We start from the raw sequence: 17,418 nt of genomic DNA, 5'->3' as shown, positions 1-17,418 counted from the left end.
GCACGAATCGCGGGCATGGCCAGCCTCCGCAGCAAGTTGTGGGCCGGGCGCTTAGAGCCTGTTCAAAGTCTTGTATGCGCTTGAAGAGGCAGCTACAAGGCAGAAGCGGACATCGTTGCTTCATCTGTGGGAACGGGTGTCCCCGCCCGCCCCCGCAGGGGGCGTAGAGCGGACACTTGTGGCTTGCTTGAAGGGGTAAACGGCCTGCAGCCTACTCGCCGCTGTCGTTCATCTTGCGCAGCAGGTAGAGGATGGCGATGCGCTCGCCCGGGTTTAGGCTGCCCATGGTCAGCTCGCTGATCTGCTGGGCGCAGGGGATCATGTCGGCGAGCAGCGCGCTGCCGGCGGTGGTGAGTTCGACGATGACCTTGCGCTTGTCGCTGGGATCCGGCGACAGGGCGACCAGGTCGCGGGCCTTGAGGCGATCGACGATGCCGCGGATGGTGGCCTGGTCGACCGCCGTGGCCTTGATCAGCTCGGCTTGGGAGCTGGGGCCATGGTCGCGCAGGGCGCACAGGGTGACGAACTGGATGGAGGTGAGTTGGGCGTCGCAGGCGTTCTGCTGGAAGATCGCGGTATGGCGCTGGTAAGCCTTGCGCAGCAAGTGGCCGATCTGTTCGGTGACCTGATAGGTGTTGGCGGACGAATCGTCGATCGACATGGGAAAACTTCGCTGACAGGCGCTGGGCGCCGATTATAACCGCGCAAGCTGGCGAGGTGTTCGCTGTGCCGGCTTGCGGGCATTGGGGCGGCTGCTGACGCTGCGCTGCGGCGTTGTCAGTTGGCCTTCGACTCTGGCGGGTAGACCACGTCGCCGGCCAGCACCACGGCTTGGTCATCGAGATGGATATCGCAGCCGCGCAGCGGGATATCCAGGTGGCACGGCGTCTTGCGAGTACCGCCGACTTCGGTGTTCGGCCCGGTGGAGAACAGGAAATTGCCGTAGAAGGCGCGGGCGTCCATACACATGCCGTCGTTGCGGTCGTGCAGGCCCATGGCGGTCCACTGGGCGCGCGGCTGCAGGCCCCAGCCGATGTGGGAAATGCCGTAGACCTCGGGGTCCTTGAAGTACTTCAGGTAGTCGCGCAGGTACTCGGCCTCGAAGCCGCCGTGGATACCGGTGATGAAGCCCTTGTCGATCTCCAGGGTGATGCGCTCGCGGCAGTAGTTCTTGAACGGCAGCACGATGTCACCGACATCCAGCACCAGGGTACCCTGGGCGGTTTCTTCGTTGGGCCAGCTGAACAGAAAGCCGCTGGGCCAGTGATCCCAGCGGCCCGGCTCGTCGGCGAAGCCGTATTCGGTCACCGCCGGGTACTGCCCCAGCTCGGCATGGAAGTCGCTGCCCGCTGCCGAGCGTACGTGAATGCGGCGTGCCTGCTTGAGCAGCGCTTCGCTGGCCAGCACGCGGCGCTTGTCGTCTTCGGTCGGCAGCATGCGCGCCAGCACTTCGGGCGGCTCCACGGCCAGCAGGATGCGGGTGCCGGTCTTGAGGATCTGCTCCTGCTCGGGCGAGTGCAGCAGCATCATGGTATCGACGACCAGGTCGGCGGCTTCCAGCGCACGCTGCGCGGCCAGGTTGCCGGTCAGGGCGGTGTCGCCGCAGTAGGCCGTCATGTCGTTACCCATGGCCCGCGGGTGATTGAAGGACGGCAGCTCGACGGCATACACCTTGGCTTTCAGGCGCTGCGCGGCGTCCATCGCCGCACGCACGGTGCGCGGGTTCGAATAATGGCTCTTGAGAATGGCCACGCTCTGGGTTTCGTCGACCCGTGAGAGGGTCAGCACCTGTTCGAACATCTGGGTCAGTTCACTATCGCTTACCGGCATGGCAGGTCTCCTGGTCGCTCTGCTTTGGCTGTGCACCACGGTGAGTCGTGCTGCTGGATGTTGGTGCGTTTTTATAGAGTGTTCACTCTATTGGTTTTAATGAAACCTCATGCAAAGCCGATTGGCAATCTTTCTGTTTTAGCGTTACCAATCTACACAAATGCCGTTTTATATGGCTTCTAAGTGTTTTTAGATCTTTTCAAGACCCCTCGAATTTTTTTGAAGAAAGCCTCTTCACTTTCTAAAAATATAGTGCATACACTGTAATTGTCTTGCGGGCATCGTCCCGCTTCGTAGCCAAGAAGAGGAGAGATGCCCATGGGCGCTCAGCAGAAAATCGCCATCGTCGGTGCCGGTCTCGGCGGGGCAGCGGCCGCCACCTTGCTGCAGCAGGCTGGCTTCGAGGTGACCGTTTACGAACAGTCGCCGGAGTTCTCGCGTCTGGGAGCCGGTATCCATGTCGGCCCGAACGTGATGAAGATCTTCCGGCGCATGGGGCTGGAGCAGCCGCTGGAGCAGATGGGCTCGCACCCGGATTTCTGGCACAGCCGCGACGGCATCAGCGGCGATTACCTGTCGCGCATCCCCCTGGGTGAGTTCGCGCGCCGCGAGTACGGCGCGGCCTACGTCACGGTGCACCGCGGCGACATGCACGACTTGCAGATCAACAGCATCGCGCCGGGCACGCTGCAGTTCGGCAAGAAGCTGGAGACCATCGTCGACGAGGGCGACCAGGTGCGCCTGACCTTCACCGACGGCAGCCAGGCCACGGCCGACATCGTGATCGGCGCCGACGGCATTCACTCGAAGATCCGCGAAGAGCTCTTGGGCGCCGAAGCGCCGATCTACAGCGGCTGGGTCGCGCACCGGGCGCTGATTCGTGGCGAGAATCTGGTACGCCATGCCGACGTGTTCGAGCCCTGCGTGAAGTGGTGGACCGACGACCGCCACATGATGGTCTATCACACCACCGCCAAGCGTGATGAGTACTACTTCGTCACCGGTGTGCCCCACGAGGCCTGGGACTTCCAGGGCAACTACGTGGACAGCAGCCAGGAAGAAATGCTGGCGGCGTTCGAGGGTTATCACCCCACGGTGCAGAAGCTGATCCGCTCCACCGAGGACATCACCAAGTGGCCACTGCGCAATCGCAACCCCCTGCCGCTGTGGAGCCGTGGCCGGCTGGTACTGCTGGGCGATGCCTGCCACCCGATGAAGCCGCACATGGCCCAGGGCGCCGGCATGGCCATCGAAGATGCCGCCATGCTCACCCGCTGCCTGCAGGAAACCGGGCTGACCGACTACCGCACCGCGTTCGAACTCTACGAGGCCAACCGCAAAGAGCGTGCGTCGCGCGTGCAGGCGGTTTCCAACGCCAACACCTTCCTGCGCACCCAGGAAGACCCGGCCTGGGTCTACGGGTATGACGTCTATGCCCAGCCGCTTAAGAGCGGGGTAGCGGCATGAGCACGCTGATCGGCGGCGGCAACGTGCAGGCCAACGGCATCCGCCAGCACTACCTGCGCTATGGCGGCAAGGGGCCGGTGCTGTTGCTGGTGCCGGGCATCACCAGCCCGGCGATCACCTGGGGCTTCGTCGGCGAAGTGCTGGGCCGCCAGTTCGACACCTACATTCTCGATGTGCGCGGCCGTGGCTTGTCCGCAACCGGGCCGCAGTTGGCCTATGACACCGACACCTGCGCCGCGGACATCATCGCTTTCGCGGCCGCTCTGGGCTTCGAACGTTACAGCCTGCTCGGCCACTCGATGGGCGCGCGCTTCGCCATTCGCGCCGCAGCGATGGGCGCCGACGGATTGGAGCGCCTAGTGCTGATCGACCCGCCCGTGTCCGGGCCGGGGCGCCGTGACTATCCGAGCAAGCTGCCCTGGTACGTCGACTCCATTCGCCAGGCGGAGCAAGGCATGGACGGTGAGGCGATGAAAGCCTTCTGCCCGAGCTGGACGCCCGAGCAACTGCAGTTGCGCGCCGAATGGCTGCACACCTGCTACGAGCCGGCCATCGTGCAGGCCTTCGAAGAGTTTCACAGCGTGGATATCCATCAGCACCTGCCCGCCGTGCAGCAGCCAGCGCTGCTGATGGTGGCCGGCCGTGGCGGGGTGATCGAGGCGGTCGACGAGGCCGAGATGCGCGAACTCAAGCCGGACCTGCAAATCGTGCGCGTCAGCGATGCCGGCCACATGATTCCCTGGGACGACCTAGGCGGGTTCTTCGCCGCCTTCGGCGATTTTCTCGGCCAACCCATTCACCACGAGGTGCTGCCATGAACAGGCTCTATCGCATCGGCCAGATCGTGCCGAGCTCCAACACCACCATGGAAACCGAGATCCCGGCGATGCTCACCGCTCGCCAGGCCATCCGCCCGGAGCGCTTCACCTTTCACTCGGCGCGCATGCGCATGAAGCAGGTGAAGAAGGAAGAGCTGGCGGCCATGGATGCCGAGTCCGACCGCTGCGCGCTGGAGCTGTCCGACGCCAAGGTCGACGTGCTCGGCTATGCCTGCCTGGTGGCGATCATGGCCATGGGTTTGGGCTACCATCGCCAGTCCGAAAAACGCCTGCGCCAGGTGACCGCCGACAACGACGCCAACTCGCCGGTGATCACCAGTGCCGGTGCCCTGGTCGAGGCGCTGAAGGTGATGAGGGCCAAGCGCATCGCCATCGTCGCGCCTTACATGAAGCCACTCACCGAGCTGGTGGTCGATTACATCCGCGAGGAAGGTTTCGAGGTGGTCGACTGGCGGGCTCTGGAGATTCCCGACAACCTGCAGGTCGCGCGCCACGACCCGGCCAACCTGCCGGACATCGTTGCCGGCATGAACCTGGAAGGCGTCGATGTGGTGGTGCTGTCGGCGTGCGTACAGATGCAGTCGCTGCCGGCGGTGGCCAAGGTCGAGGCGCTGACCGGCAAGCCGGTGGTCACGGCGGCCATCGCCACCACCTATTGCATGCTCAAGGCGCTGGACCTGGAGCCGATCGTGCCGGGCGCCGGCGCGCTGTTGTCAGGCGCCTACTGAGGAGACGACCATGAGCGCGCAGAGCCTTAGCGACAATTATCAGGGCGTCTGGGGGCAGCGTATCGGCTTCGGTGCGCGACCGGCCCTGTTGATGATCGACTTTATGCAGGGCTACACCACGCCAGGCGCGCCGCTGTATGCGCCGGGTGTGGTCAGCGCCGTGGAGCAGTCGGTGGCGTTGCTGGATGCGGCGCGCCGGCTGGGCGTCTTGCTGGTGCACAGCAACATCCGCTACTACGCCGCCGATTGTGCTGACGGTGGCATGTGGGTGCGTAAGGCGCCGGTGATGAAGGACATGGTCGACGGCAACCCGCTGGCCGAGTTCTGCGCAGCGGTCGCACCGCTGCCGGGGGAGCAGGTGGTGACCAAGCAGTACGCCAGCGTGTTCTTCGCTACCAGCCTGGCTGCACAGTTGCATGCCCAGGGTATCGATACCCTGATCCTGGCGGGCTGTTCGACCAGTGGCTGCATTCGGGCGAGCGCCGTGGACGGCGTGCAGCATGGCTTTCGCACCATCGTCGTGCGCGAGTGCGTCGGCGATCGCCACCAGGCGCCCCACGAGGCCAATCTGTTCGACATCGACAGCAAGTATGGCGATGTCGTCAGCCTGGAGGAAACACTCGACTATCTGCAGCGGCTCGCCCGCTGATTCACCATAAGGAGCTGGCGGTACGCTGCCTTTTCCATTGATCGCCCCACCGAGGGCGGTCGCCATGCATGCATGGCACTGACGCTGCCTTGGGAAGTCGCCGTTGCGACGCTCAACGCGTCGACGACTGCTGGCTTCAACAAAAATCACAAGTCACCGCCAGGAGACACGCAATGCCTTACGTACCCGCTACCAGCACCGCCATGGGCAGTGCTGCCGACAGCTCGAACGAGCTGTACCGCAAAGTGACCTGGAAGCTCATTCCGTTTCTGTGCTTCTGCTACCTCGCCGCTTATCTGGACCGCATCAACGTCGGCTTCGCCAAGCTGCAGATGCTCAGCGACCTGCAATTCAGCGAGGCGGCCTATGGCCTGGGCGCCGGATTGTTCTTCGTCGGTTACATCCTCTTCGAGGTGCCCAGCAATCTGGTGCTGGAGAAGGTCGGCGCCAAGGTGTGGATCGCCCGCATCATGATCACCTGGGGGCTGCTGTCGGCCTGCACCATGTTCGTCACCACCACCACCGAGTTCTACATCATCCGCTTCCTGCTCGGTGCGGCGGAGGCCGGCTTCCTGCCGGGTGTGCTGTACTACCTGACCACCTGGTACCCGACCTACCGACGCGGGCGCATCATCGCCTTGTTCATGATCGGCCTGCCACTGTCCAGCGTGATCGGCGGGCCGATTTCCGGCTGGATCATGAACCACTTCGACCAGGTCAACGGCCTGCGTGGCTGGCAGTGGCTGTTCCTGCTCGAGGCGATTCCCAGCGTGCTGCTCGGCATCCTCACCTTCTGGGCACTGCCCAATCACTTCAACCAGGCGAAGTGGCTCAGTTCCGAGGAGAAGGCGCAATTGGCCAATGACCTGGCAGCCGACGACGCAGAAGGCAAAGACAGCAAGCACAGCTTTCGCGACGGCTTCTTCAACCTCAAGGTGTGGATGCTGGGCGGCATCGACTTTTCCATCCTGCTCAGCGCTTACGCCATGGGCTTCTGGATGCCGACCTTCATCCGCAACACCGGGGTGACCGACACCTTTCACATCGGCCTGCTGACCGCCATTCCCAGCCTGGCGGCGCTGGCCGGCATGCTGCTGATCGGCGCCAGCTCGGACCGCCATCGCGAGCGACGCTGGCACATCATCGTGCCCTTCATCGTCGGTGCCGCCGCCATGGCCAGCAGCACGCTGTTCAGCCATAACCTGGTGATGACCGTGACGCTGTTCGCCATCGCTTCGGCAGCCATCATTGGCGCCGTGCCGGTGTTCTTCAGCCTGCCGGCGACCTTCCTCAAGGGCACGGCAGCGGCGACCGGCTTCGCCCTGGCCTGCTCGGTGGCCAACATCGCCGGCCTGGTGAGCAACTCGCTGATGGGCCTGGTTACTGATCTGACCGGCACCAGCCACGCGGCGCTGTGGTTCTTCGCCGGTTGCCTGATCCTCAGTTGCCTGCTGGTGATCGCCCTGCCAGCCAAGCTGGTCAACCGCTAGCGGGAAACTCCTCCTGGCGCTGCCAGGGCGTGAATCCTCACGCTCTGGCCTTTACACCTTTCATTCTTTCGTTCGCCACGCTCATTGCTGGCGGGGCGCGTTCGTGCCCGTGTTTTGGGGAATCGACATGATCTATCTGCGTCGTATGTTCGGCAGCTGCCTGGCAGCTGGTTTGAGTTTTTCTGCCCAGGCCGAGGAGGGCGGCTTCATCGAGGGTTCTCACGCCGACCTGCAACTGCGTAATTACTTCTTCAGCCGCGACTACTCCGGCATCGTGGGCAGCAACCCGCAGTCCCGCACCCAGGAGTGGGCGCAAGGCTTCATCTTCGATTTTCGCTCCGGCTACACCCAGGGGCCGCTGGGCTTCGGGGTCGACGTGCTGGGCCTGTACGGCATCAAGCTCGACAGCGGTCGCGGTCATACCAGCAGCGGGCTGTTGCCGGTGCACGATGGCCGCGCGGCCGACGAATACGGGCGCATGGGCGCGGCGTTCAAGGTGAAGCTGTCGAACACCGAGCTGAAGGTCGGCGAGTTGCGGCCGAACCTGCCGGTGCTGGTGCACAGCGATTTGCGTCTGCTGCCGCCGACCTATCAGGGCGCCGCCCTGGTCTCCAATGAAATTCCGGGCCTGACCCTGCAGGCCGGGCAGATGCGCTCCACCAGCCTGCGCGACTCCACCGATCGCCAGGACCTGTACGGGCTGATCAACGATCCCATCAATCCGGCGCGCATCGCCCGCTTCACCAGCGACCGGTTCAACTACCTGGGCGCCGATTACGCCTTCAATGACAAGCGCACCAGCGTCGGTATCTGGCAGGCCCAACTTGAGGATGTCTATGCCCAGCGCTTCTACAGCCTCAAGCATGCCGAACCCCTGGGCGACTGGACTCTGGGTGCGAATGTCGGCTACTTCGACACCCGCGACGAGGGGCGCAGCATCGCCGGCAAGCTGGACAACCAGTCGACCTATGCGCTGCTGTCGGCCAAGCACGGCGGGCATACCTTCTACATCGGCCATCAGCGTATCGACGGCGACGACGGCTTCATCCAGGTGGGCGCCAATACCAACCCCATGGGCAACACCTTACCCACCTACGAGTTTTCCGCGCCCGGCGAGCGTTCCTGGCAGGTTCGCCACGACTACGACTTCGCCGCACTCGGCATCCCCGGCCTGACCAGCACCCTGCGCTATGTGACAGGCGACAGCGTGGACACTGGCCGCGGCTTCGAAGGCAAGGACTGGGAGCGCGACCTGGATCTGGCCTACGTGGTGCAAAGCGGAATGCTCAAGGGCGTGGGCCTGCGTTGGCGCAACGTCACCGCGCGCTCCAACTACCGCACCGATATCGACGAGAACCGGCTGATCGTCAGCTATACGCTGAGCCTCTTCTAGCCGGTCACTTCTGCCGGGGCAACCTGGCAGAAGCGACATCAGGTGCTAGCGCGGCACCGCGAGGTCGGGGCACCTGCATATCAGTTTGATGTTCGCAGGTGACGGGCTGCCAACCTGCCGCCGGCGATCGGATCGCTGGGCGGCCGGCCCAGGTCAGCGCCGGCTCAGAAGAAGTACCTGACCGACGCGCCCAGTGTCGTGGACGGCTGCGGCACCGTGACCAGTCCTCTGGTAGTGCCGTAGGCGACTTCGCTGCCGTAGCGGTGCGGCTGGAAGATGCCGTACACGCTGAATTGGTAGTCGCTGTAGTCGTAGGAGGCGCGCAGGTCGTAGCGGGTGTAGACCGGCATCTCCCGTTGCTCGGATCCCACGTAATAAGGAACGCCCGAGAGGTGGTACGCATCGGCGTTGAGCGTCAGCTGGCCGGCCATGAAGTTGTCGCGGTATTGCACGCCCGCCTTGTAGGTGTGCTCGGGCACTACCAGGCGATCGCCGGTGCCGGCAGGCGGATTGTCGATCACTGCATCGAGAATGCGCCCATAGCTCGCGTAGGTGCTGATGGTGGAAGTGGCCTGGTAGTTGAGGCTGGTTTCGATGCCCTTGCGCGTGGTGTCGCTGACTTGCTCGAAGACGCCTGGCGAGGTCTGCAATGTCTCGCTGTCGTTCTCGATGTAGTAGAACTCGGTGGTGCTGGACAGGTGCTGCGTCGGGCGCACGGTGAAGCCGATATCGTAGGACGTGACCTTGCTCGGGCGCACGCTGCCGTTGATCCGACCGCCTGTCTCGCTTGATGGCAAGGCGCCGCTGCTGCCTGAGCTGATGTACTCGGCGGCTGGCGAGCGAAAGCCCTGGGCAGCATTGGTGAACACTTCGAACCGTTCGGTTGGCGCCCACACCAGGCCGAGTTTCGGCGTGGTGACCGAGCTGTGATAACCCGTGTCGGCGTCGCGGAATTTCAGGTTCTCGATATCGTAGTCGAAGCGGTCGTAGCGAATACCGGCCAGTACCTTGAGCGAGTCGACGGGCTTGTACTGACCCTGGGCGAACACGCCGTAGGTGATCAGGTCCTGGTCGAAGTCGAAATAGAAATTCGGCGTCGGTTCGAAATTGCGGTATTGCTGGCGATAGGCATCGCCCTTGTCGCGGCGCACGTCGGCCCCGACCATCAATGAGGCGGTCTCCTCGTGCACGAAGTTATAGGCCAGGCGGCCGCCATAAATGTCGCGGTCATCCCTGCCGTAGTTGTGGGTGTTGGCACCATTGGAAATACCGCGCACACGTTTGAAGTCCTCGAAGTAGGCGGTGTAGTACAGGCCTTCTTCTCCGTCGGCAGGCGCACGGTTGAACACGTAAGTGTTGCGGTTGGCGTTGCCGAAGCCGTACAGGTTGTCGGTATCGCGACGGCTGATCGTGCCGGCTTTCAGGGCGGGCAGGTTCAGATAACCATCATTCTTGAAATCCGATTGATAGTGACTGAAGCGCGCTGAGTACTTGGCATCGCCGAAGACCTTGGAGAGCTTCCAGAAATAGTTGTCGCGGTTGGTCTCGGCCGCCTTGCGGTAGCCATTGGTCTTGTAGATATCCGCGACGAACAGCGACTGGAAACCTTCGTGTTCGCCACCCAGCACCAGGTTTGATCGCCGGCCATCGAAGCTCGCCACTTCCAGGCCGATGCTGTTGGCGACATCGCCGCCGTCGAGCGTTTCGATGTTCACCGCACCGGCGCGATTCTGGTCGCCGTACAGCGCCGATATCGGCCCCTTGATCACATCGACGCGCTTGATCATCTGCGGCGTCAGCCACTCGAGAAACACCGGGCCATGACCGGCACCGCCCTGGCTCGATGGGATGTTCTGTGGCACACCGTCGACGTACACCGCCACGTCGGCGCCGTGCGTGCCATTGGTGGTGAACCCGCGCATGCGGAAGCCGTTGCCCGTGTCACCCTGGTCGATATTGTTGGCGACGACACCGGGTACGCGGCGATAGATGTTGGAGATGTCACGGTCGACGTTCAGCGTGCGAATTTCCTCATCCGTGATGGTCGTCACCGCGGCAGGCAGGCTGTCCGGCGCGTTGCTCACCTTGCTCCTCGTCAGCGGCTTGATCTGCCCCGGTGTGCTGCCTTCGCCGACTACCTCGATCGCTTCCAGCTCCGTGACGTTTTCAGCCTCGGCAGCGCAAAGCGCGGTACACGAGACCAGGCAGGTCAGCGCTGCGCCTCTCAAAACCCAATCCTTTCGGTGATTCGCGGATCCGTACATAAAGCAGACATTCCCCAGGTGTAAGATAAACATTAAGCAAACGTTATATCATAACGATATTGGTGGGCTAACGAGTCTTTGGAGAATCCGTCTTTCTGGCCAGAAAGCGCTGGATCGCCGATCGCCTTTGGGTTGATGACGATTGGGTCATGCAGGGTTCTCCTTTGACGAACGAAAGCAGGCGCTGCGTGGCACCGCACGGGCGGCTAGGGCTGCACGACGGACGCAGCGAAGTACCGGGCGGCAGGAGTGCGGCCAGGTGTAGGAAGTGAGGGAAACCAGGTTGGCAGGATGTGCCCGGTGAGGCTTCTGGGAAGCGGGGCGTTGCCATGTAAAAAGGGACTGCTGCATGTATTCGGAGCCTTACGGAAAACGACTGATCGTTCTCCGTATTCGGGGCTGGCCCCGGGCGCACGCAGCACACGCCAAGCAGGGGATTTTATCGTCAGGGCCCCGTGATTCTCAACTCGAGGTGGCGGGCTGCCTCCGCCTCGGCGGATGCCCGTCGAGCATCTCCCAGGACGGGTGGCTGCCGACGGGAAACCATGATCGCCAATCCACTCAGGCGTTCCGGTTCCCCGAACGGATGAACGAGTAGCGGTCGATATCGGTTCGCAGCTGCCAGCCGTGCCGTTGCCAGTAGCGGGCCGCTGCCTCGTTGGTCTTGAGAACGTCCAGGTGGCATTTCTCTATGCCGAGTGTTTCGAGGCATGCGAGGCAGCGCTCCACCAGCGCATTGGCGATGCCCTGGCGCCGATACTGCGGGAGCACCAGCAGATGCTGCAGATACCCGCGGCGTCCGTCATGCCCGCACATCACGCAACCGCACAAGGCGCCGTCGACCTCTGCGACGAAGCTCATCTCGGGGTTGCGCTTCAGGTAGCGCGAGGTGGCTTCCCGCGAGTCGGCGTCGCGCAGGGAGATGCCTGGGGTCATGCGCATCAGTTCGATGACCGCGTCGTAATCGTCCAGGGTCATTACACGGATGTTGAGCATTGGGGCCTCGCTGTTTAGGGTTGCCGGCCTGGCCGGTCAGGCGTACTCGAATTGCCTGCTTCAGGCCACTCACTGGCCGTCGCTCATTATCGCCATACTGATGTTTCACGGTTGCCTTTCTGAGACACTGAAAACCGACCATACTGAGACGAGAAGGTCGCGCCACACCACCTCTTTCCCACCTTCAATATGAACGAGACTACGGACCACGCTCTGTAGCCGTCGGGAGATCCATTTGCTTACCGTTCCGATGGATCTGATGGCTGATGACTGCCTCGCTCATGTGCTCGATGCCAGTGAGCGCCTGGCCAGAGCCACCTCGGTCGACGAGGTCGTCGCCATATTGCGTGACACGGCGCGTGCCAGCGTTGGCGCGGAGGGTGTGGCGATCATCGTCGAGAGCCAGGGGCGCTGCTCCTACGTGGCAGAGGATGCCGCCGCTCCGCTTTGGCAGGGCCAGAGCTTCCCTTCCGAGCAGTGCATTTCCGGTTGGTCGATACTCAATCAGCAGACCGCGGCGATCCGCGACGTTCGGCTTGACCCACGCGTTCCCCAGGAAGCCTACGCGACCACCTTCGTGCGCAGCCTGGTCATGGTGCCCATCGGCCGGCCGGTGCCGAGCGCGGCGCTTGGTGCCTACTGGTCCGATGTGCGCGATCACCACCCCGATACCATCGAGCGCCTGGAGAGCCTGGCACGTCTGGCGACCATCGCCATCGAGAACGCGCGGCTGACCCAGGCGCGCAACCGCGAGGTGGCCATCGGCGCAGCGCAGAAACGCATTCTCGAACTGGCGGTAGAGGAAACGCCGCTGAACGTCACGCTGGATGCCATCGTGCGCGAAGTGGATGTGCTCTCGGTGTCTGGCTTCATGGGCAGTATCCTGCTTCTCAATGAAAGTGGGGAGCTCCTGGAGCATTGCGCAGGGCCATCTCTGCCCTGCGTATACAAGGATGCCGCCAAAGGTATCGCGATTGCCCCAAACGCGGTCACGGCGGTGGCCGACATCAGCAACGACCCGAGCTGGGCCGAACTGCGGAACCTGGCCGTGGAGCAGGGGCTGCAGATCTGCTGTTCGATCCCCATCCGTTCGGCGCAAGCCGCCTTGCTCGGCGCGTTCGTGCTGTATCACCCGGAGCGCCGCGAGCCACTGCAGGCTGATATCGAGATCATCGATTTCGCGGTGCATACCGTCGGGTTGCTCGTGCACCGCACCCGCGCGGACTCGGCGATTCGAATCAGCGAGGCGCGGTTGCGCCTGGCGGTCGATCACGCCGATGTGGGTTTCTGGGACGTGGATTTCGTTCACAACACCCTGGTCTGGCCGTCGCAGACCAAGGCGATGTTCGGCATCTCGGCTCATGTAGATGTCACCTTGCAGGACTTCTACGACGGCCTGCACCCTGAGGACCGTGAGGCGACGATCACCGCCTTCACGGCCGCCGCCGACCCCGAGCGGCGGGCGCTCTATGAGGTCGACTATCGCACCATCGGCCGCGAGGACGGCATCGTGCGCTGGGTCGCGGCCAAGGGCCGGGGCGTGTTCGACGCTGCCGGCAAATGCTTGCGCGTGACCGGCACGGCCATCGACATCACCCCGCGCAAGGTGGCCGAGGAGGAGTTGCGCGAGCTCAACGAGACCCTCGAACGGCGTGTTGCCGAGGCCATCGCCGAGCGTGAGGAAGTGCAGAAGGCGCTGCGCCAGAGCCAGAAGATGGAGGCCATGGGGCAGCTTACCGGTGGCGTCGCCCATGACTTCAATAACCTGCTCACGCCCATCGTCGGCACCCTCGACATGCTTCAGCGCCGCGGCGTGGGCGGCGAGCGCGAGCAACGGCTGATCTCCGGTGCCATGCAATCGGCCGAGCGTGCCAAGACGTTGGTGCAGCGGCTGCTGGCCTTCGCGCGTCGCCAGCCGCTGCAGATGGAGCCGGTCGACTTGGCCAAACTGGTGGTGGACATGGGCGACCTGCTGGCCAGCACCACCGGCCCGCAGATCAAGGTGATCGTCGATGCGCCGGAGCATCTGCCCGCAGCCATCGCCGATCAGAACCAGCTGGAAATGGCGCTGCTCAACCTCTCGGTGAACGCCCGTGACGCCATGCTCGAGGGCGGGACGATCCGTATCTCGGTCAGCCTGGAGGCGGTCGATGAGGGCCACCGTTGCAAACTTCCGGCTGACCACTATCTGTGCCTGTGCGTCGCCGATACCGGTACCGGCATGGACGCGGCGACGCTGGCCCGCGCGGTGGAACCGTTCTTTTCCACCAAGGGCGTGGGCAAGGGCACTGGCCTTGGCTTGTCGATGGTGCATGGGCTGGCCTCGCAGCTGAACGGCGCGCTGACCATCCAGAGCGCGCCGGGGCTCGGCACCAGTGTCGAGTTGTGGTTGCCGCGCAGCCTCGCCGAGCCAGTGACGGCGCTGCGCATCGTCGAGGCTTGCGAGCCGCGACCGGCCCGCGGCACGGCGCTGTTGGTCGATGACGAAGACTTGGTGCGCGCCAGCACGTGCTACATGCTGGCCGAGCTGGGTTACCGGGTGATCGAGGCCGGCTGCGGCGAGGAGGCCATGCAGCGGGTGGCCAGCGGCGAGCCCTTCGATCTGCTGGTTACCGACCACCTGATGCCGGGCATCAATGGCACCGACCTGGCCCGCCTGGTGCGTGCCTCAAGGCCTGGCATCGGCATTCTGCTGGTGTCCGGCTACGCGGAGCGCGAGGGACTTGACCCGGAGCTACCACGGCTCACCAAGCCGTTTCGCAAGAGCGAACTGGCGGCCAGTCTGGCTCAGCTTCGCGGCGAATCCTGGGACGAGGCGCCCGAGGCCGAAGCCGCGGCGCCGTAGGCCAACTGACCGTAGCGCAAGGTCAGACTAGGTGATGAACCGTGCCTGTCAGGCCGGGTTGTCCCGTTCTTCCGGCCTTGCCACGGCGGGTGTCGTCAGGCGGATGATCTGCCTGGCGAAGAAGGCCCCGGTGAGAATCACGCCGAACAATCTCAGCGTCTGCATGGCCAGCACCAGGCCGGTGTCGGAATTGGTTTCTACCGCGATGATCGCCATCGCATCGAGCCCGCCCGGGCTGGTCGCCAGGTACATCGACAGGAAGTCCGTCCCGGTCAGCGAGGCGAGCAGCCCGGCGAGCCCGGCGCAGAGCATGATCAGTACAAGGGCGCCGATGATCATCGATGGCAGGCGCCGCCAGACGTAGCTCAGGGTTTCGCGATCGAAGCGCAAGCCGATGTAGCAGCCGATGGCCCCGTAGCCGAAGGCCAGCAGCTCGCTGGGCAGGGTGATGGTCAGAAGGCCGGCCAACTGCAGTGTGGCGCCGAGCAGCAGGGGCACCAGCAGCGCCCCGGCGGGGAGAAACGCACCGGCTACAATGCCGGTCAGAATCACGCCGATACCCAGCGCCAAGTTCCCATGGCTCGCTACTGGCGCGCTGGCGATGGCCTGGCTCACCCCGGTCGTCGCGCCCAGCAGGTGGCTGACCAGAGCGCCTACCATCACCACGCACACCACTCTTACGTACTGCATGGTGGCCACCAGACGCGAGTCGGCGCCGTAATCCTCGGCCATGGCAACCATCGCCGATGCCGCGCCGGGCGCGGTTCCCCAGGCGGCGGTATTGCCGGGGATGCCACCGAACCGCACGGTACCCAGGCCGACCAGTGCGCTCAGGCAGACCGTCAGCATCGTCGCCAGCAGCATGATGTGCCAGGAGGTCGCCAGCGACATCAGCACCGACCAGGTCATGGTGTGGGCGACCAGCAACCCCACGCAGCCCTGGCCGAACCGGAAGAAATTCTTGTGCAGGCGCAGCCCCGCACCGCACACGCCGAACACGATGGCCACCAGCATGGGGCCCAGAAACAGGCCAGCCGGCACCTCGACGGCATGCAGGGCTTGCCCGGCAACCGCGGCGCTGAGGATCAAGGCCAGCCAGCGCAGTGCCTGGGCGGGCCGTGAGAGAGGGGAGTGGGGCGCTTGCATTGGCATCCTGAACGTCACGCGCGTGAGCGCTTTGATGCAAATTATCGACAGCCTGATTCATCACGTCTATTTTCTAATTTTTGATTAACGATAACTTTTGTGAATGAATCATGGATCTGCGCGACCTCAGCTATTTCGAAACCATCGCTGAAATCGGCCACCTGGGTCGGGCCGCCGACAAGCTGAATCGCAGCCAGCCCGCCTTGACCAAGAGCATCCAGCGCCTCGAGGAGTCGCTCGGCGCGCGGCTGTTCCAGCGTGATGGTCGGGGCATCAAGCTGACCGAGGTGGGCGAGCTGCTGCTGATCAGAAGCAAACAGCTGCAGATGAGCGTTTCCGAGACCCAGCGCGAGGTGCGCGACCTCGCCAACGGCCTGATCGGCAACGTGCGCCTGGGTTGCGCGGCCAGCATGGCCGAATACCTGCTGCCGCAGTTGGCTGCGTCATTGCTGGAGCGGGCACCGGAGGTGCGGCTCAGCCTGTCGATCGCCCAGGACGACGTGTTGAAAGGCTCGCTGAGATCCGGGCAATTGGACGCGATCATCAGCCCGCTGCATGCCGAGGATCCGCAGTTCGTCACCTATCCGATCCTGCAGGACGAAGCGGTGGTGGTGGCCAGCGTCGATCATCCGATTTTCGCCGCGTCCTACGGCCTTGCCGACCTGACCCGCTACCGCTGGATATTGCCGTCGCCGGCCGTTTCTTCTCGGCGTTGGGTGGACAACGTGTTCGCCGCGCACAAGTTGGCCGCGCCTGTGGTGCAGATCGAGACCAACACCATATCCATGCTCTCCAGGCTGATCGCCCGTACCAACCTGCTGAGCTTTCTGGCCAGGGAGACGCTGCAGTTCAGCCAGGGCATGAACCGGCTGCGGGAAGTGCAACTGGCAGAAACCACCATGCAGCGAACCGTCGCGGTAACGGTCCGGGCAGAGGGCTATCTGCCGTCGGCGGCGGCGACCCTGGTCTCGATGCTGCGTGAGAATGGCCGTCAGTTCTTCAGTGGCGACTGATTGTCGGCTGAGCATTCAAGCAAGATTGCCGACCTCTTTTTCATGGTGACTACCCGGCGTTTTTCGCGATTCGGAAAAGGTTTTTCAGCGCGTGCTTGACGATGTAGAACGATCGTTCTACCTTGGGGTCATGAACAAGACGACCGATACCCGCGAAAAGATTCTGGCCACCGCCGAGCAGCTCATCTATCAGAACGGTATCCATGCCACCGGCATGGACCTTCTGGTGAGAACTTCAGGCGTCGCCCGGAAAAGTATTTATCGCTACTTCGTAACCAAGGACGAAGTGGCCGAAGCCGCGCTGAAAGCGCGCGATATCCGCTGGATGTACTGGTTCAGAACCGAGTGCGACAAGGCGGATACGCCCCAGGCGCGCATCCTGAGCATGTTCACCGTGCTCAAGGGCTGGTTCGAATCCGAGGGTTTCTGCGGGTGCGCGTTCATCAACACGGCAGGGGAGGTGGGCGACCCCGAGGACCCCATCCGTCAGCTCGCCAAACTGCACAAACAGAAGTTGCTGGATTACACGCTCGAGTTGACCGAGCAACTGGATATCGAGCAACCGCAGGCATTGGCCAGGCAGTTGCTGGTATTGATCGAGGGCGCAATCACCATGGCACGTGTGATGGGCGATTACAGCGCCGCCGACAGCGCAAGGGACGTTGCGCAGCTGTTGTTAGAACAGGCCTCGCCCTGACGGTCTGAGCTTCGAAGACGCTACCCCAACCGATCTATCCACGTTGCCTGGAGGCACTACC

General features: G+C 63.4%; 14 protein-coding genes. 9 read left to right on the top strand and 5 right to left on the bottom strand.

From position 1 onward, the window contains the following. Positions 1-211 precede the first annotated feature (211 nt). Together BVH06_RS15300 and BVH06_RS15295 are read right to left on the bottom strand one after the other, a co-directional pair. Positions 212-661 (bottom strand): MarR family winged helix-turn-helix transcriptional regulator, encoded by a 450-nt coding sequence (locus tag BVH06_RS15300; RefSeq protein ID WP_075934617.1) that lies wholly within the window; start codon positions 659-661, stop codon positions 212-214. Positions 662-777: 116 nt separating this feature from the next. Then, positions 778-1,830 carry a 2,5-dihydroxypyridine 5,6-dioxygenase gene (locus BVH06_RS15295; RefSeq protein WP_075930842.1) on the bottom strand — a complete coding sequence of 351 codons (1,053 nt, stop codon included), beginning with the start codon at positions 1,828-1,830 and terminating at the stop codon, positions 778-780. A 318-nt stretch (positions 1,831-2,148) separates the two neighbouring features. Here BVH06_RS15295 and BVH06_RS15290 point away from each other — a divergent pair, with 318 nt between their 5' ends. The 6 genes from BVH06_RS15290 (at position 2,149) to BVH06_RS15265 (ending at position 8,396) form a co-directional block, all read left to right on the top strand. Then, on the top strand, positions 2,149-3,297 hold the full coding sequence (locus tag BVH06_RS15290) for an FAD-dependent monooxygenase (RefSeq protein WP_075934616.1): 1,149 nt from the start codon (positions 2,149-2,151) through the stop codon (positions 3,295-3,297). Then, positions 3,294-4,115 carry an alpha/beta fold hydrolase gene (locus tag BVH06_RS15285; RefSeq protein WP_075934615.1) on the top strand — a complete coding sequence of 274 codons (822 nt, stop codon included), beginning with the start codon at positions 3,294-3,296 and terminating at the stop codon, positions 4,113-4,115. Before BVH06_RS15290 ends, BVH06_RS15285 begins: the two co-directional genes overlap by 4 nt. Beyond that, positions 4,112-4,864, top strand: coding sequence for an Asp/Glu racemase (locus tag BVH06_RS15280; RefSeq protein WP_075930845.1), 753 nt, complete (start codon positions 4,112-4,114; stop codon positions 4,862-4,864). The genes BVH06_RS15285 and BVH06_RS15280 overlap by 4 nt, the downstream gene beginning before the upstream one ends. Positions 4,865-4,874: 10 nt before the next feature. Further along, positions 4,875-5,513, top strand: coding sequence for an N-carbamoylsarcosine amidohydrolase (locus BVH06_RS15275; RefSeq protein WP_075934614.1), 639 nt, complete (start codon positions 4,875-4,877; stop codon positions 5,511-5,513). 173 nt (positions 5,514-5,686) lie between these two features. Further along, a complete protein-coding gene (locus BVH06_RS15270; RefSeq protein WP_075930847.1) occupies positions 5,687-7,003 on the top strand; it encodes an MFS transporter in 1,317 nt (438 codons plus the stop codon). 127 nt (positions 7,004-7,130) lie between these two features. After that, complete coding sequence (locus tag BVH06_RS15265) at positions 7,131-8,396, top strand: OprD family porin (protein WP_075934613.1); 1,266 nt, start codon at positions 7,131-7,133, stop codon at positions 8,394-8,396. A gap of 164 nt (positions 8,397-8,560) precedes the next feature. Here BVH06_RS15265 and BVH06_RS15260 read toward each other — a convergent pair whose 3' ends face one another. Continuing rightward, positions 8,561-10,624, bottom strand: a complete 2,064-nt coding sequence (locus BVH06_RS15260) for a TonB-dependent receptor (RefSeq protein ID WP_218189100.1) — start codon at positions 10,622-10,624, stop codon at positions 8,561-8,563. Between the two features lie 597 nt (positions 10,625-11,221). After that, on the bottom strand, positions 11,222-11,656 hold the full coding sequence (locus tag BVH06_RS15255) for a GNAT family N-acetyltransferase (protein WP_075934612.1): 435 nt from the start codon (positions 11,654-11,656) through the stop codon (positions 11,222-11,224). Between the two features lie 259 nt (positions 11,657-11,915). Between BVH06_RS15255 and BVH06_RS15245 the strand changes: the two genes are divergently transcribed. Further along, complete coding sequence (locus BVH06_RS15245) at positions 11,916-14,501, top strand: ATP-binding protein (protein ID WP_256575180.1); 2,586 nt, start codon at positions 11,916-11,918, stop codon at positions 14,499-14,501. A 48-nt stretch (positions 14,502-14,549) separates the two neighbouring features. Here the strand turns inward: BVH06_RS15245 and BVH06_RS15240 are convergent, their stop codons facing one another. Beyond that, on the bottom strand, positions 14,550-15,653 hold the full coding sequence (locus tag BVH06_RS15240) for an AbrB family transcriptional regulator (protein WP_371915294.1): 1,104 nt from the start codon (positions 15,651-15,653) through the stop codon (positions 14,550-14,552). A 104-nt stretch (positions 15,654-15,757) separates the two neighbouring features. On the opposite strand from BVH06_RS15240, the gene BVH06_RS15235 reads away from it, so the two are divergent. Both BVH06_RS15235 and BVH06_RS15230 read left to right on the top strand, forming a co-directional pair. After that, positions 15,758-16,660 carry a LysR family transcriptional regulator gene (locus BVH06_RS15235; RefSeq protein ID WP_075934610.1) on the top strand — a complete coding sequence of 301 codons (903 nt, stop codon included), beginning with the start codon at positions 15,758-15,760 and terminating at the stop codon, positions 16,658-16,660. 130 nt (positions 16,661-16,790) lie between these two features. Beyond that, positions 16,791-17,357 carry a TetR/AcrR family transcriptional regulator gene (locus tag BVH06_RS15230; protein ID WP_075934609.1) on the top strand — a complete coding sequence of 189 codons (567 nt, stop codon included), beginning with the start codon at positions 16,791-16,793 and terminating at the stop codon, positions 17,355-17,357. Positions 17,358-17,418 lie beyond the last annotated feature (61 nt).

Origin of the sequence: Pseudomonas sp. PA27(2017) (assembly GCF_001945445.1) — a bacterium.
Taxonomy (GTDB): domain Bacteria; phylum Pseudomonadota; class Gammaproteobacteria; order Pseudomonadales; family Pseudomonadaceae; genus Aquipseudomonas.
Note: the sequence above shows the minus strand (reverse complement) of the source record. Positions and strands in the feature narration are given on the sequence as shown.

Bases quoted from the DNA above. Each gene is read 5' to 3' on its own strand.
- BVH06_RS15300 (WP_075934617.1), bottom strand. From the start codon at position 661: ATGTCGATCGACGATTCGTCCGCCAACACCTATCAGGTCACCGAACAG.
- BVH06_RS15295 (WP_075930842.1), bottom strand. From the start codon at position 1,830: ATGCCGGTAAGCGATAGTGAACTGACCCAGATGTTCGAACAGGTGCTG.
- BVH06_RS15290 (WP_075934616.1), top strand. From the start codon at position 2,149: ATGGGCGCTCAGCAGAAAATCGCCATCGTCGGTGCCGGTCTCGGCGGG.
- BVH06_RS15285 (WP_075934615.1), top strand. From the start codon at position 3,294: ATGAGCACGCTGATCGGCGGCGGCAACGTGCAGGCCAACGGCATCCGC.
- BVH06_RS15280 (WP_075930845.1), top strand. From the start codon at position 4,112: ATGAACAGGCTCTATCGCATCGGCCAGATCGTGCCGAGCTCCAACACC.
- BVH06_RS15275 (WP_075934614.1), top strand. From the start codon at position 4,875: ATGAGCGCGCAGAGCCTTAGCGACAATTATCAGGGCGTCTGGGGGCAG.
- BVH06_RS15270 (WP_075930847.1), top strand. From the start codon at position 5,687: ATGCCTTACGTACCCGCTACCAGCACCGCCATGGGCAGTGCTGCCGAC.
- BVH06_RS15265 (WP_075934613.1), top strand. From the start codon at position 7,131: ATGATCTATCTGCGTCGTATGTTCGGCAGCTGCCTGGCAGCTGGTTTG.
- BVH06_RS15255 (WP_075934612.1), bottom strand. From the start codon at position 11,656: ATGCTCAACATCCGTGTAATGACCCTGGACGATTACGACGCGGTCATC.
- BVH06_RS15245 (WP_256575180.1), top strand. From the start codon at position 11,916: ATGGCTGATGACTGCCTCGCTCATGTGCTCGATGCCAGTGAGCGCCTG.
- BVH06_RS15240 (WP_371915294.1), bottom strand. From the start codon at position 15,653: ATGCCAATGCAAGCGCCCCACTCCCCTCTCTCACGGCCCGCCCAGGCA.
- BVH06_RS15235 (WP_075934610.1), top strand. From the start codon at position 15,758: ATGGATCTGCGCGACCTCAGCTATTTCGAAACCATCGCTGAAATCGGC.
- BVH06_RS15230 (WP_075934609.1), top strand. From the start codon at position 16,791: ATGAACAAGACGACCGATACCCGCGAAAAGATTCTGGCCACCGCCGAG.